A 14,047-nucleotide genomic window follows, 5' to 3' on the forward strand; every position below is an offset into this window, starting at 1 on the left:
CGCACTCCGAAGCGATGATCAAGTGGGCCATGATCGGATTGATGGCCCGCCGACTCGCGCCTGCACCCGGCCGCCGTCCCTGGCAACCGGCACGCGCCGCCTAATTGCTTTCTCAACACGTTGTCAGAGCGCCGCGGGGTTGATCAGCGCCTGAACTCGCCGGGCTGGTCGAGCTCGCGGCGGCGGCCGCCAGCACGGCCTCGCGGTCAGCGGTCCGGGTCGTTGGCGGTCACGCAGAACGGCAAGCCCACCGGGTCCTGCAGCGCGACGAACCCGTGGCCGGGCCGGAGTACCCGAGCGCCGAGCGCCTGGACCTGGGCGACCTCGGCGGCCAGGTCGTCGGTGCCCAGGTCGAGGTGGGCGCGCGCCCGCGTGGCGCCGTCGTCGTCACCGAGCCGCTGGACGAGCAGCTGCAGCGGGCTCTCGGCGCGGTGCACCAGACGGGCGAACTCCGGCGCGTCGACCGGCTCGTCGGCCCATCCGGTCGCCGACCGCCAGAACGCCAGCTCGGCGTCGTACCACGGCGCGGGGACGTCGACGCACAGCTGCACCAGCCGGCTACGGTGCCCGCCGGGCCACGTCGCGGCGCCGGGCCGCCGGTGTGGCCAGGCCTCGGCGCACACGCAGAACGGCAGGCCGGCCGGCGAGGTCATGACCTGCCACCCGTCGCCGCGGTGCGCGCGGACCGCGCCGAGCCGCTCGAGGCGTGCGGGATCGGCGTCCAGGTCGCCGAGCAGGTCCAGGTGCACCCGCGGCATGTCGTCGATGGTCTGCACGTGCAGGTAGGACGTCCCGGTGCGCGGGATCAGCGAGACGAACTCGGGGTGGCCGGGCCACGGCTTCCCCGGCGGCCAGCCGACCGCTGCCGACCAGAAGGCCCGCGTCGTCCCGACGTGCTCGGTCGGCACGTCGACGAAGGCGTGCATCCACGCCACCGGTACCGGCACGCCGACGAGGCTGGCACAGGCCTCGCCGATCTGCTGGACGGCCGGGGCCGCTCAACCCGGCCCCACGACACGACACGCTGCGTCGTCGATTGACAATCGATAGATATCAGTCGAGACTCGATGCGTGTTGACGACACGTCGGGTGGTGGGCCCGCTCAGGATCCTGCTTGCGCTGGCGTTCGCCGCCCTGGTGCTCGCCCAGGTCGTCGTGCTGCCCGGCACGTGGCGGGAGCGGGCCGGGGAGTTCCCGAACTCGGCGTACTGGGGCTGGCCGACGCTCACGGTCGCCGTCCTGGGGCTGCTCTGCGTGCAGGTGGTGATCGTGTGCACCTGGAAGCTGCTCACCCTGGTCGAGGACGACCGCATCTTCAGCGAGGCCTCCCTGGCCTGGGTGAACGCGATCGTGGGCGCGCTCGGCACCGCGTGGGTGCTGCTCCTGGGCGCGTTCGTCCACTCCGTCGTCCGCTGGGACGTCCCAGGGCTGCCGGCCGCCCTCCTGCTGGTGCTGGTGGCCGTCGCTGTGCTGGGGCTGCTCATGGTGGTGATGCGTGCGCTGCTGAAGCAGGCCACGACGCTGCGGACCGACATGGAAGCGGTCATCTGATGCCCATCGTGGTGCGCATCGACGTCGAGCTGGCCAGACGCAAGATGAGCGTGGGCGAGTTCGCCGAGCGGGTCGGTCTCACGCCGGCCAACGTGGCGGTGCTGAAGAACGGCCGGGCCAAGGCCGTCCGCTTCAGCACCCTGGAGGCGATGTGCCGGGTGCTCGACTGCCAGCCCGGCGACCTGCTCGAGTGGGTCGAGGACGACCACGCCGCGCCGCACGCCCCGCACGAGGCCCGCCGGTGAGCGAGGTCCGGAGCCCGGCGGAACGCGACGCCTCTGCACTCCGGCAGAGCGCCGACGTGCTGGTCGTCGGGGCCGGGCTGGCCGGGCTGCACACGGCCACGCTGCTGGCCCGGCGGGGCCACGACGTGCTGCTGGTCGACCGGCGACCCGGTCTCACCGGCGCGATCCGCACCACGGGGATCTTCGTCCGGAAGACGCTCGACGACTTCCCGCTGCCTCCCGAGTTCCTCGGGCCCGCGATTCGACGAGTGGTCCTTTATCCCCCGGGGCTGCGCCGTCCGGTGACCCTGGACAGTGCGCGCGACGAGTACCGGGTGGGCGACATGGCGCCGCTGTACGGAGCGGCCGCCCGCACCGCGGCCGACGCCGGCGTGCGGATCGCGCTGGGCACCCGCTACACCGGCCGGTCAGGCGACATCTCCCTGCTGGCCGGCCCCGACGGGCCGACCCGGGTGCGGGCGCGGTTCGTCGTCGGCGCCGACGGAGCCCGCTCGCGGGTCGCCCGCGACCTCGGCCTGGACCGCAACCGCCACCTGCTGATCGGTGCGGAGGAGGTCTTCGAGGTCCCCGGCGGCGAGGAGCCACCGGCCTTCCACTGCGTGATCGACCCCTCGCTCGCTCCCGGCTACCTCGCGTGGGTCGTCAACGACGGGCGGCACGCCCACGTCGGCGTGGCCGGCTACGCCGACCGCTTCCCCGACGGCATGCGCCGGGCCCTGGAGCGGTTCGGTGCCTCCGCGCCCGGACTGCCCGGTGTCGATCGCCCGGACGAGGTGGAGCGGCGTGGGGGCCCGATCCCCGTCGGTGGCCTGCTGCGCCGGATCGGCTGCGCCCACGGGCTGCTCGTGGGAGATGCGGCGGGTGCGGTGTCCCCGCTCACCGCCGGCGGCCTGGATCCGTGCCTGCGGCTGTCGGAGCTCGCCGCCACCGTCCTCGACGACGCCCTGCGAGCCGGGCGGCCGGACGCCTTGACGCACTACGACGGCGCCGCGCTGCGGGCCCGCTTCCGGGGAAGGCTCGTGCTGCGCCGGGGGCTGGCCCAGGTGCGCACGCCCGCCGTGGCGGCCACGGCGTTCCCGCTGCTGCGCACGCCGTTCGGGCGGGCCGCGGCCCGCCGGATCCTCTTCGGCGACAGGTCCTTTCCCACCTCCTGACCTGGGAGGAACAGCAGGTGACCCGGCCCGCCGGGGTGTGTCCTGCCCCAGCACCGTGCCGGTCCTCGTCCGTGGCGCCGCCGCGAGCAAGCCTGCGTGGGCGGTGCCGGCCGAGTGCCGCGGCCGTCCGGAGCCCGCCGCTGCGGCTTCCCCGACCGGAGCCTCGACGTACCCGCCGTCCTCGGTCACAGCTGTAGTCGCCGCTCGTCTCCGGTTCGCCATTCGAGGACGATGATGCTGGCGTCGTCCTGCAGGTGGTCGGCCTGGTGGGCCAGGACGTGCCGCATCAGGCGCCGGACGGTCTCCGGTGCGGGATCGCCGGCAGCGCTGGCCCGGTAGACGAAGTCGGCCAGTCGTTGCTCGCCGAAGAAGTCGCCCGTCGGCGATCGCGCTTCGACGATGCCGTCGGTGTAGAGGATGACCCGGTCGCCGGCGTGCAGCTGGGTCTCGCAGACGTCGGGCTTCTTCAGCTGCAGGCCGAGCGGAGGATGCGGCTTGCAGGGGCCCGGGCGGAGCAGCGCGCCGTCGCGGACGACCAGCGGATCAGGATGGCCGGCGTTGACCCAGCGCAGCTGGCCGGTGTCCAGGTGCAGACGTGCGATGGCTGCGGTCGCGAAGCGGCTGTCGCTGAACTCGCTGGCGATCACGGCGTTCATCGCAGCGGCGACGTCCGGTAGGTCGCGCATCTCCCGGCGGGCGTGGCGGTAGGCGCCCACCGCGGTGGACGCCAGGACGGCGGCCGGGAGTCCGTGCCCGACCGCGTCGAGCACCATCAGATCGACGGTGGGCCCGTTGATCGCGTAGTCGAACGTGTCACCGCCGATGTCGTAGGCGGGCTCCAGCGCAGCGGAGATCACCACCCGATCGGAGGCGAACGTCAGCGGGGGCAGCAGGTCCCATTGCAGCTCGGCGGCCAGGCTCATGGTCTTGCGCCGGCGCAGCTGGGCGAAGATGTCGGTGTAGCTGTCGTTGACCACGATCAGCTCGGCGATCAGCCCGACGAACGCCCGCATCTCCTCCTCGACCGCCGGCGTGATCGTGTCGAGGACGAACTCCACGACGCCCAGTCGCTCGACCCCGTCGAGCAGGGGGACCCAGAGGCGCTGCGTGCCCGAGTGCGCAGGAGACGAGAGCACCTGCACGCGGCGAAACGCCCGTCCACCCAGCGAGCCGTCGACGCTGAGCTCCTGCCGCGGCGGAACGCCCTCGCCCCGGAGCGGCTGCAGCAGCAACTGCTCGTAGTCCGCCAGGTAGATGACCGACTCCCGAGCGCCCAGTCTCCGCCCATGTGCGGCGATGACCGCGGAGAGCTGGTCGGGGGCGAGCAGGTGGACGTCCCGGAGCAACGCCCGCAGTGGATCGCCGGCCCCGGGCAGGTCAGTGGACGACACGACGGAGTCCCGTGCCCAGAACGCTCGCATCCACACCGAGCTCTCGTCGCGGCCCCGCCCACGCCCCGCAGGAGGCCGCGGGGAGCGCACGGCGATCGGTCTCGCGAGGAGAGCTACGACCACGGGGACGGCGACGCCGATGTCTCGCCACCAGCCGGGAGGGCGCCGCCGCGCCCGCTGACCCGGGCAGCGGAACAGGAACCGGCGCACTGCCTACGACCGTTATCCCCAACTAAACTACACCAAACAAGACGCCGGAACGACGACCGCCGACAGCGATCAGACCCCGACCCGGCGGGCGCACTCCGAACAGGGGCTGGACGAGCCCAGGCCGCGCCGACCGGCCCAGCTGCCCTGCACGACGGCGACCGGGGTGCCGCAGGCGGCCACCCATGGCGGCGGCCCGTCGGCGGAGTCCCGAGGCACGGCGTGCGCCAGCCCGCTGTCCTGGTCGCGGCCGGCCGCGTGGTCGCTGCTCGTCATGGTCTCCAGGATGCGGGCCACGGATGCGGTCCGGCGCGAGCCCGCGGCGGAGTCGTCCCGGCCCTTGATCCGCCCGCAGCCCGCGGGCAGGCTGTGACCCACACCACAGTACGGGTCAACCGTCGGGAGGTCGTCGTGGAAGCACGCGTCGGGGACCGGATCGTCGTCCGGTCCACCCACCAGGGAGAGCCGGAACGCACCGGCCGGGTGCTCGAGGTCAGGGGAGAGGGCGGGGCTCCGCCCTACGTCGTCCGGTGGGACCCGGACGGGCACACCGGCGTCTTCTACCCGGCGGGCACCTGCGCCGTCGTCCCCGAGCCGGCGAACGGCTGACCCGCGTGGCCAAGGAGACCGCCGCCGCACCCGCCCCGCGACCGGCCGAGCAGGTGCGCAACGTGGCGCTGGTGGGCCACGCGGCCGCGGGCAAGACGACCCTCGCCGAGGCGCTGCTCGTCGCCACCGGCGCCCTGACGCGCGCCGGCCGGGTCGAGGACGGCACCACCTGCCTGGACAGCGAGGACGTGGAGGTCCGGCAGCAGCGCTCGGTGTCGCTGGGCGTGGCCACCGTCGAGCACGCCGGCCACCGGATCACCCTGCTCGACACGCCGGGCTCGCCGGACTTCGTCGGTGAGCTGCGCGCCGGGCTGCGCGCGGCCGACGCCGCCCTGTTCGTCGTCTCCGCGGCGGGTGGGGTCGACGCGACCACGGTGCAGCTGTGGGAGGAGTGCGCGGCCGTCGGGATGCCCCGCGCCGTCGTGATCACCCAGTTGGACCGTCCCCGCGCCGACGTCGACGACGCGGTGCGCTCGTGCCGCACGATGCTCGGGGACGGCGTCCTCCCGCTGCACCTGCTCGAGCGCGGGCCGGACGGCACGGTCACCGGCCTGGTCTCGCTGCTGGAGCCGCACCCCGACGCGGAGCTGCCCGACTCCGATCGGCTCCGCGCCGAGCTGATCGAGGGGATCATCGGCGAGAGCGAGGACGAGACCCTCATGGACCGCTACCTCGGCGGCGACGAGCTCTCCGTCGCCGACCTGGTCGCCGACCTGGAGACGGCGGTGGCCCGCGGCCACTTCCACCCGGTCCTGTGCGTCTCCCCGCTGACCGGCGTCGGCGTCCGCGAGCTGCTCGACCTGCTGGTCTCGGCCTTCCCGTGCCCGATGGAGCACGGCTGCCCACCGGTCACCCGCCCCGACGGCTCCCCGGCGCCGCCGCTGTCCTGCGACCCGGACGGTCCGCTGGTGGCGGAGGTGGTCAAGACCACCACCGACCCCTATCTCGGCCGCGTCTCGCTGGTGCGGGTCTTCTCCGGCACGCTGCGGCCGGACACCCCGATCCACGTCTCCGGGCACGGCCTGGCCGACCGCGGACACCCCGACCACGACACCGACGAGCGCATCGGCGGGGTGTCCTCCCCGCTGGGCTCGACCCTGCGCCCGGTCGCCGCCTGCCCGGCCGGCGACGTCTGCGCCGTCGCCCGCCTCACCACCGCGGAGACCGGAGACACGCTCTCCTCGCCCGACGACCCGCGCCTGGTGCCGCCCTGGGACCTGCCCGCCCCGCAGCTGCCGGTCGCGGTGGAGGCGACGTCCCGGGCCGACGAGGACCGGCTGGCGACCGCGCTGTCCCGGCTGGTCGCCGAGGACCCGACCGTCCGGCTGGAGCGCCGCCCCGACACCGGTCAGCTGCTGCTGTGGTGCGTGGGGGAGGCGCACGCCGAGGTGCTCCTGGAGCGGCTGCGCACCCGGCACGGCGTCGCGGTCACCACGGTGCCGGTGCGGGTGCCGATGGTGGAGACCCTGGCCGGGCCGGCGCGGGTCACCGGCCGGCACGTCAAGCAGTCCGGCGGGCACGGGCAGTACGCGATCGTGGTGGTCGAGGCCGAGCCCGGGCCGCCCGGCTCCGGCGTCGTCTTCGAGCAGCGGATCGTCGGCGGCACGGTGCCCGGCCAGTTCCACGGCAGCGTGGAGAAGGGCATCCGCGCCCAGGCCGGGCGCGGCGTCGCAGGCGACCGCCCGATCGTCGACGTCCACGTGACCCTCGTCGACGGCAAGGCGCACTCGGTCGACTCCTCCGACGCCGCCTTCCAGGCCGCGGGAACGCTCGCCCTGCGGGAGGCCGCGGCCGCGGCCGGCACGCGGGTGCTCGAGCCGTGGTGCGAGGTGGAGGTCGTGGTGCCGGGGGAGTACGTGGGTGCGGTGATGAGCGACCTGTCCGGACGGCGGGCGCGGGTCACCGGCAGCGACGCCGACCCCGAGCGCGACCGCACGACGGTGCGCGCCGAGGTGCCCGAGATCGAACTGCTCGGCTACGCCGGTGCGCTGCGCTCGGTGTCGCACGGGACGGGCAGCTTCCTCCGCCGCCCGCGGGGCTACGAGCCGGCGCCCGCGTCGCTGACGGCCGTGCCGGCCTAGGAGAAGGACCACCCTTCCCCCCACCCCCCGTAGAAGGACCGCGTCCTCCCCACCCCTGGCAGGCTCGGGGCGGGTCCCGGGACGGGGCCGGCGGGACCCTGAAGGGTGGCCGTACCAGCACGGCACCCGGCTCGAAACGGACCCGCCGGGACCGGAACCCGGACGACCCGGGGAGTGTCGGCCGGGGGGAGTGTCGCCGCGGGACACTAGCCTCACGGTGGCGGTGTGCTGCGGGTGCGGAGGTGTCGTGACGTCGTCCAACGGGCCGTCGGCCGCCGCCTCGGCCGTCCCGGGGGCGGGTGCGTCCGCCGCGACCGACCGCGACGCGCTCCCCGACCGGGTGTGGACCCTGCCCAACGCGCTCTCGGTGGTGCGCCTGCTCGGCGTCCCCCTGTTCCTGTGGCTGCTGCTGGGGCCGCAGGCCGACGGCTGGGCCGTTCTCGTGCTGGCCCTCTCCGGCTTCACCGACTGGGCCGACGGCAAGCTGGCCCGCATGCTCGGCCAGTCCAGCCGGCTGGGGACGTTGCTCGACCCGGCGGCGGACCGGCTCTACATCGTCGCCACGCTGATCGCGTTCGTGCTGCGCGACGTCGTCCCGCTGTGGGTGGTCGCCGTCCTCGTCGGGCGCGAGCTCGTGCTCGGCCTGATGCTCCTGGTGCTGCGCGTCCACGGCTACCCGCCGCTGCAGGTCCACTACGTGGGCAAGGCGGCCACGTTCATCCTGCTCTACGCCTTTCCGTTGCTGCTGCTCGCCGACGGGGAGGGGCCGCTGGCGGCCGTCGTCGCGCCGGTGGCCTGGGCGCTGACCATCTGGGGTTCGGCGCTCTACCTGCTCGCCGGGGTCCTCTACGTGGTCCAGGTCGCGGGGCTGCTGCGTGCCGACCGGGCGGCCGGGGGGGCGGCCCCGTGACCGAGCTCGCGAGGTCGCGCAGGGGCGCAGCACCACCGGGCGTGGCCGCACCGAACGCCGGCGAGGTGAGGCCGTGACCACCCTGCAGCGCGGTGGCGGCCCGCGCTCGCTCGGCGCCTCCCTGCTCGACCAGGTGCTGGCCGAGACCCTCGACCCCGCCTACGCCCGGGCGGCGCGCGCCCGCGAGGCCCGCGCGGTGGCGGGGGAAGGCACGCCGCCGTCCCGTCGACGCCGCGGGCAGGTCGCGGTGGCCCTGGTCATGGCCGTCGCCGGCGTGCTCGCCGCGGTCACCTACGACCAGGCCGCGGCCGGCGCGCAGGGCCGGGAGGAGGTGCGGGCGGCGCTCGTCGAGGACATCCAGCGGGAGTCGGTCACCACCGACCAGCTCGCCGCCGACCTGGAGGCGCTGCGCGCCGAGGTCACCGCCGCCCGGGACGACGCGCTCGCCGCCACCGCCGTCGGCCAGCGCGCTCTCGACCGACTGGCCGACGCGGAGGTCGCCGCCGGGCTGGTCCCGGTCACCGGCCCGGGCCTGCTGGTCACCCTGGCCGACGCCGAGCCCGACGCCGACGCCGACCCGGTCGGCGGGACCGGGGAGCCCGACCCGCGCGGCCAGGTACGCGACGGCGACCTGCAGCTGGTGGTCAACGCGCTCTGGGCGGCCGGCGCCGAGGCGGTCAGCATCAATGGCCAGCGGCTGGGGCCGACATCGGCCATCCGGTTCGCCGGCGAGGCCGTCCTGGTCGACTTCCGGCCGGTCACCAACCCCTACCTGGTCAGCGCGATCGGCGACCCCGAGACGCTGCGCGGCCGTTTCCTGGCCAGCCCCGAGGTCGGCGCCCTCGCCGTCATCTCCGAGTCCTTCGGACTGCGCTTCGAGTTCGCCCAGGAGGACGAGCTGTCCCTGCCCGCCGGGAGCCTGCCCGAGCTGCGTTCCGCCGTCCCGGTGTCCGAGGAGCCCCCCGCACCGGCCTCGCAGCCCGCGCCGGGAGGCTGACCGTGGTCCCGATCCTCGGCCTCGCGGCCGGCATCCTGCTCGGCCTGGTCTTCGACCCCACCGTGCCGCTGTGGCTGCAGCCCTACCTGCCGATCGCCGTGGTCGCCGCCCTCGATGCCGTCTTCGGCGGTTTCCGCGCCCGGCTCGACGGGATCTTCGACGCGAAGGTGTTCGTCATCTCCTTCGTGTCCAACGTGGTGGTGGCCGCCCTCGTGGTGTTCCTCGGCGACCAGCTCGGCGTCGGCGCCCAGCTGTCGACGGCCGTCGTCGTCGTCCTCGGCATCCGCATCTTCGGCAACGCCGCGGCCATCCGCCGGCACGTGTTCCGGGCATGAGCGGCGAGCAGCGCCCGGCGCCCCGACCCGACGGGTCCGCGGAGGACGGCGTCCCCCCGGAGGGCAGCGACACCGCGCGGAGCGCCCCGCGGGACGATGCCGGCCAGGCCGCGCCGGTGCCCGCGGAGGAGGTCCCGGACCGGCCGGCCGACCAGCCGGGCGAGTCGGCCGCGGATCGACTACCGGTGCGGCGGCGTCGCCGGCGCGACCCGCTCGCTGCGCTGCTCATCGGCGTGCTGACGCTGCTGCTCGGCTTCGCCTTCGCCGTCCAGGTACGCACCACCGGCACCGGGGAGGACTACTCCGCCGCCCGCGAGGAGGACCTCGTCCGCATCCTCGACGACCTCGACGCGCGCGAGGACCGACTGCGCGAGCAGATCGCCGACCAGCGGGCCGCGCTGCGCGAGCTCAACAGCTCCGACAGCCAGGCGGAGGCCGCGCTGCAGGAGGCCCGGGAGCGCGCCGAGGCGCTCGGCATCCTCAACGGCACGGTCGCCGCGGAGGGGCCGGGGCTGGTGATGACCATCTACGACCCGGAGGGCCAGGTGCGGGTCGCCGACCTGCTCGACGCCGTCCAGGAGCTGCGCGGCGCCGGGGCCGAGACGATGCAGATCGACGGGGTCCGCGTCGGGGTGTCGACGGCGATCACCGGCGAGCCCGGCGCGCTCCGGGTCGACGGCGTCGCGGTCAGCAGCCCCTACGAGATCCTGGTCATCGGCTCGCCCCAGGACCTGCAGACGGCGATGAACATCCCCGGCGGCGTGGTCGACCGGGTCGGCCGGCAGGGGGGCAGCGTCGAGATCGAGCAGTCCCGGCGCGTCGTCGTCGACGCGTTGCGGCAGCTGGACCGGCCTCAATACGCTCAGCCCGACGCCGACGACGGCGACTGACCTCCGCCGCCCGCCCACCCCACCCAGACCGGGAGACGACGCCGCATGAGCACGCCCGACGACCGCCGCTACACCGAGCAGCACGAGTGGGCCCTGGTGGTGGACGGCGGGACGCAGGCGGGCGAGGGGGCCGTCGTGCGGGTGGGCATCACCGACCACGCGCAGGACGCGCTCGGCGACATCGTCTTCGTGCAGCTGCCCGAGGTCGGCGCCGAGGTGGCGCCCGGCAACCCCATCGGCGAGGTGGAGTCCACCAAGTCGGTCTCCGACGTCTACGCGCCGGTCGCCGGTGTCGTGGCCGCGGTCAACGAGGCCCTCGCCGACGCGCCCGAGACCATCAACGCCGACCCCTACGGCACCGGCTGGCTGGTCGAGATCACCGTCGCCGGCGACGGCGGCGACCCCACCGAGGCACTGCTGGACGCCGCTGCCTACCAGGCCTTGGTCGACGCCACCTGAAAGGCTCCCTGCAGGGACCCGCCGCGAGCCTGCGAGTGGCGGGGGGCAGGGAGCCCTTCTCCTATGCTCCCCGATGGGGCGCCGCGGATCCCGCCGGGGGCCCGCGCAGCCTCACCCTGTACGTTCGGTTGACCCTCGGGTCGGCCGCTGGTTCCATGACCCACGGCCCGCCGTGACCCACGCGGCGACCGACCCACGACGGGCTGTCCGGCCCGTCGTCCGCCGGCCGCCCGCGGCCAGACCCCTCAGGTCCGCGGCGGTGCCACCCCTGCACCGGAGGAGACAGACGTGCACTGCACTCGTTGTGGCCACAACAACCCCGAGGGCAGTCGCTTCTGCGCGCAGTGCGGCGCGGCGCTGTCCCAGGAGCGGATCGGGGAGTCCACCAGCGTCATTCCCAAGGTGGGTGGCGAGGACTCCGCGGAGAGCCCCGAGGTCACCGAGGCCGACGCCCACGCCGGAGCGGTCGAGTCGCTGCCCGCGGGCTCGGCTCTGCTGGTCGTCAAGCGCGGCCCGAACGCCGGCAGCCGCTTCCTGCTCGACCAGGACGTGACCACCGCCGGCCGGCACCCCGACAGCGACATCTTCCTCGACGACGTCACGGTCAGCCGCCGGCACGTGGAGTTCCACCGCGAGGGCGGCGGCTTCTCGGTGCACGACGTCGGCAGCCTCAACGGCACCTACGTCAACCGCGAGCCGGTCGACGTGGCGACGCTGGCCGGTGGCGACGAGGTCCAGATCGGCAAGTTCCGGCTCGTCTACCTGACCGGCCCGCGCACGGGCGAGCCCACAGCCGGCGCGTGACCGGGCGCGGCGCAGACAGCAGGTCGGTGCCGGGAACACGGACGGCGGCGTGAGCGCGGTGCCCTCGCGTGCGGATGCGTCCGGGGAGTCCGACGACCGGCACGCGCCCCGCCTCACGATCGGCGAGGTGCTGACCGTCCTGCGGGACGACTTCCCCGACGTCACGATCAGCAAGATCCGCTATCTGGAGTCCGAAGACCTCGTCCACCCGCAGCGCACGCCGTCGGGGTACCGGAAGTTCTCCTCCGCCGACGTGGCGCGGCTGCGGTACGTGCTGGCCGCGCAGCGTGACCAGTACCTGCCGCTGCGGGTCATCAAGGACAACCTGGACGCGCTCGACCGGGGGGAGCCGCTGCCCGGCAGCACGCCGCCGGCGCCGCCGCCGCCCGAGGAGGAGGCCGACGGGAGCAGCCTGTCGCCCGAGCAGTTCGCCCGGGCCTCGGGGCTCGAGCCCGGGCAGCTGGCCGACTGCGTGCAGTTCGGGCTGCTGGCGCCGGACGCCGACGGTCGGCACCCGGCGGCCGACCTGCCCATCGCGCGGGCGGCGGCCGGACTGGCCCGGCACGGCATCGAGCCCCGGCACCTGCGCGTCTACCAGAACGGCGCCGAGCGGGAGGCCGGGCTGGTCGAGCAGCTGGTCGCGCCGGTCCTGCGGGCCCGTTCGGAGGAGGCCCGCACCCGGGCCACCGAGAAGCTCCGTGAGCTGGCCGGCCTCTCGGCGCAACTGCACGGTGCGCTGCTGGAGGCACGTCTCCGGGATCTCCTGCGCCCCTGAGTCGGGCGTACCGTGGTCGGCGTCGGGCACCGAACCCATGGCCTCGGTGCCGCCCCCGTCCGCCAGCCGCCCGTACCGACCCACCGCCCTCTCCGGGCCGCAGCTGAGGGAGTCCCACCGTGCAGGAACTCAGAGTCGTCGGCGTCAGGGTCGAGCTGCCCGGTAACCAGCCGATCCTGCTGCTCAAGGAGACGCAGGGGGAGCGTTACCTGCCCATCTGGATCGGTGCGGTGGAGGCCGCCGCGATCGCCTTCGAGCAGCAGGGCGTGCGCCCGGCCCGGCCGATGACCCACGACCTGCTGCGCGAGGTGGTCCGCGCGCTCGGGGCGACGCTCGAGGCGGTCAACATCACCGAGATGCGCGACGGTATCTACATCGCCGAGCTGGTCTTCGGGGACGACCGGGTGGTCAGCGCCCGCCCGTCGGATGCCGTCGCCCTCGCCGTCCGCACCGGCGCCCCGATCTACGGCGCCGAGGACCTGCTCGACGAGGTCGGCATCGAGATCCCCGACGAGCAGGAGGACGAGGTCGAGAAGTTCCGCGAGTTCCTCGACCAGATCTCGCCGGAGGACTTCGGTGCCGGCTCCGGCTCCGGCGGCGGATCCAGCTGAGGACGACGCGTCTGTGCCTGTGACGGTCGGTGCTGCTGTGACGCGAGGGAAGCGTGAGCCGGTTCCCACCGGATCGGCCGGCCCTCCGGGTCAAGAGCGGACCGCTCCGCGCCGATACCCCTCCGATGGGTGAGTGCCGCGACACGCCGCCCGCCTCAGTTGACCCACCTCAGGGCCCGGCTTACCGTCGGCGAACAACACCGGTGTGACACCCGGGGCGTGACGCGACAGCCGGCGCTGCAGCGACACGAACCGGGTATCCCGCCCCGGGAACCGCGGCGAGCGCCGCGGGAGCAGAGGAGGACGCTGACGTGAGCGACCAGAGCAACGGCTCCCAGGGTCAGCTCTTCAGCGACGCTGCCGTGGGGGCACCGTCCTACGACGAGGTCGACACCGACCTGGTCGGGTACCGCGGCCCGACGGCGTGTGCCGCCGCCGGCATCACCTACCGGCAGCTGGACTACTGGGCCCGCACCGGCCTGGTCGCCCCGTCGGTGCGCAGCGCGACCGGCTCGGGGACGCAGCGGCTGTACTCCTTCCGCGACATCCTGGTGCTCAAGGTCGTCAAGCGGCTGCTCGACACGGGCGTGTCGCTGCAGAACATCCGCAAGGCCGTGGACCACCTGCGCAACCGGGGCATCAAGGACCTCGCCAACGTCACCCTCTTCTCCGACGGCGCCACGGTCTACGAGTGCACCTCCGCCGAGGAGGTCGTCGACCTGCTCGCCGGCGGCCAGGGCGTCTTCGGCATCGCCGTCTCCGGTGCCCTGCGCGAGCTCTCCGGTGAGCTCGCCGAGCTGCCCGCCGAGCGCATCGACGGCGGCCCCGTGCACCCGGTGGACGACGAGCTCTCCCTGCGCCGCCGCCGCCGCGCCATGTGATCTGTCGGACCACCGGGCGACACCGCGGCCCCTGGCCGTCCCCACGGCTGCGTCGAGCCGTTGCTCTTGCGGTGTTGTGCGCCCCTCTGCACCGTTGCATCACCGCAAGACTCCATCAGGGAGACCGAGTAGCAACCCCTCCCGTCG

17 protein-coding genes are annotated in these 14,047 nt (G+C 74.4%); 14 read left to right on the forward strand and 3 right to left on the reverse strand.

Going from position 1 to position 14,047, the window contains the following annotated elements; translation table 11 throughout:
* Positions 1–206: 206 nt before the first annotated feature.
* Complete coding sequence (locus E4P41_RS07220; RefSeq protein ID WP_135140229.1) at positions 207–947, reverse strand: VOC family protein; 741 nt, start codon at positions 945–947, stop codon at positions 207–209.
* A gap of 124 nt (positions 948–1,071) precedes the next feature.
* Here E4P41_RS07220 and E4P41_RS07225 point away from each other — a divergent pair, with 124 nt between their 5' ends.
* Genes E4P41_RS07225 through E4P41_RS07235 form a run of 3 tightly spaced genes read left to right on the forward strand, consistent with a single transcriptional unit; the run spans position 1,072 to position 2,950 of the window.
* Positions 1,072–1,551 carry a DUF2975 domain-containing protein gene (locus E4P41_RS07225; RefSeq protein ID WP_135140230.1) on the forward strand — a complete coding sequence of 160 codons (480 nt, stop codon included), beginning with the start codon at positions 1,072–1,074 and terminating at the stop codon, positions 1,549–1,551.
* Positions 1,551–1,796 carry a helix-turn-helix transcriptional regulator gene (locus E4P41_RS07230; RefSeq protein WP_135140231.1) on the forward strand — a complete coding sequence of 82 codons (246 nt, stop codon included), beginning with the start codon at positions 1,551–1,553 and terminating at the stop codon, positions 1,794–1,796. Before E4P41_RS07225 ends, E4P41_RS07230 begins: the two co-directional genes overlap by 1 nt.
* Positions 1,793–2,950: an NAD(P)/FAD-dependent oxidoreductase gene (locus E4P41_RS07235; protein ID WP_135140232.1), complete on the forward strand. Its 1,158-nt coding sequence runs from the start codon at positions 1,793–1,795 to the stop codon at positions 2,948–2,950. The genes E4P41_RS07230 and E4P41_RS07235 overlap by 4 nt, the downstream gene beginning before the upstream one ends.
* 185 nt (positions 2,951–3,135) lie before the next feature.
* Here E4P41_RS07235 and E4P41_RS07240 read toward each other — a convergent pair whose 3' ends face one another.
* Positions 3,136–4,341: a PP2C family protein-serine/threonine phosphatase gene (locus E4P41_RS07240; RefSeq protein WP_245177162.1), complete on the reverse strand. Its 1,206-nt coding sequence runs from the start codon at positions 4,339–4,341 to the stop codon at positions 3,136–3,138.
* A 279-nt stretch (positions 4,342–4,620) separates the two neighbouring features.
* A complete protein-coding gene (locus tag E4P41_RS07245; protein ID WP_135140233.1) occupies positions 4,621–4,824 on the reverse strand; it encodes a hypothetical protein in 204 nt (67 codons plus the stop codon).
* A gap of 135 nt (positions 4,825–4,959) precedes the next feature.
* Here E4P41_RS07245 and E4P41_RS07250 point away from each other — a divergent pair, with 135 nt between their 5' ends.
* The 11 genes from E4P41_RS07250 (at position 4,960) to E4P41_RS07300 (ending at position 13,900) form a co-directional block, all read left to right on the forward strand.
* Positions 4,960–5,157, forward strand: a complete 198-nt coding sequence (locus tag E4P41_RS07250; RefSeq protein ID WP_135140234.1) for a DUF1918 domain-containing protein — start codon at positions 4,960–4,962, stop codon at positions 5,155–5,157.
* Positions 5,158–5,162: 5 nt separating this feature from the next.
* Positions 5,163–7,238, forward strand: coding sequence for an elongation factor G-like protein EF-G2 (locus E4P41_RS07255; RefSeq protein ID WP_135140235.1), 2,076 nt, complete (start codon positions 5,163–5,165; stop codon positions 7,236–7,238).
* A gap of 247 nt (positions 7,239–7,485) precedes the next feature.
* Positions 7,486–8,148, forward strand: coding sequence for a CDP-alcohol phosphatidyltransferase family protein (locus tag E4P41_RS07260; RefSeq protein ID WP_135140236.1), 663 nt, complete (start codon positions 7,486–7,488; stop codon positions 8,146–8,148).
* A 73-nt stretch (positions 8,149–8,221) separates the two neighbouring features.
* Positions 8,222–9,145, forward strand: a complete 924-nt coding sequence (locus E4P41_RS07265) for a DUF881 domain-containing protein (protein WP_135140237.1) — start codon at positions 8,222–8,224, stop codon at positions 9,143–9,145.
* 2 nt (positions 9,146–9,147) lie between these two features.
* Positions 9,148–9,480: a DUF1290 domain-containing protein gene (locus E4P41_RS07270; protein ID WP_135140238.1), complete on the forward strand. Its 333-nt coding sequence runs from the start codon at positions 9,148–9,150 to the stop codon at positions 9,478–9,480.
* Positions 9,477–10,370 carry a DUF881 domain-containing protein gene (locus tag E4P41_RS07275; RefSeq protein WP_135140239.1) on the forward strand — a complete coding sequence of 298 codons (894 nt, stop codon included), beginning with the start codon at positions 9,477–9,479 and terminating at the stop codon, positions 10,368–10,370. Before E4P41_RS07270 ends, E4P41_RS07275 begins: the two co-directional genes overlap by 4 nt.
* 45 nt (positions 10,371–10,415) lie before the next feature.
* Complete coding sequence (gene gcvH / locus E4P41_RS07280) at positions 10,416–10,829, forward strand: glycine cleavage system protein GcvH (RefSeq protein WP_135140240.1); 414 nt, start codon at positions 10,416–10,418, stop codon at positions 10,827–10,829.
* Between the two features lie 288 nt (positions 10,830–11,117).
* Positions 11,118–11,633: an FHA domain-containing protein gene (locus tag E4P41_RS07285; RefSeq protein WP_135140241.1), complete on the forward strand. Its 516-nt coding sequence runs from the start codon at positions 11,118–11,120 to the stop codon at positions 11,631–11,633.
* 49 nt (positions 11,634–11,682) lie between these two features.
* A complete protein-coding gene (locus E4P41_RS07290) occupies positions 11,683–12,408 on the forward strand; it encodes a MerR family transcriptional regulator (protein WP_245177163.1) in 726 nt (241 codons plus the stop codon).
* A 119-nt stretch (positions 12,409–12,527) separates the two neighbouring features.
* The gene (locus E4P41_RS07295) at positions 12,528–13,019 is read left to right on the forward strand and encodes a bifunctional nuclease family protein (RefSeq protein WP_135140242.1); all 492 of its coding nucleotides are present in this window, start codon (positions 12,528–12,530) and stop codon (positions 13,017–13,019) included.
* Between the two features lie 362 nt (positions 13,020–13,381).
* Complete coding sequence (locus tag E4P41_RS07300; RefSeq protein WP_245177167.1) at positions 13,382–13,900, forward strand: MerR family transcriptional regulator; 519 nt, start codon at positions 13,382–13,384, stop codon at positions 13,898–13,900.
* Positions 13,901–14,047 lie beyond the last annotated feature (147 nt).

It is taken from the genome of Geodermatophilus sp. DF01-2 (assembly GCF_004571065.1).
GTDB lineage: Bacteria > Actinomycetota > Actinomycetes > Mycobacteriales > Geodermatophilaceae > Geodermatophilus.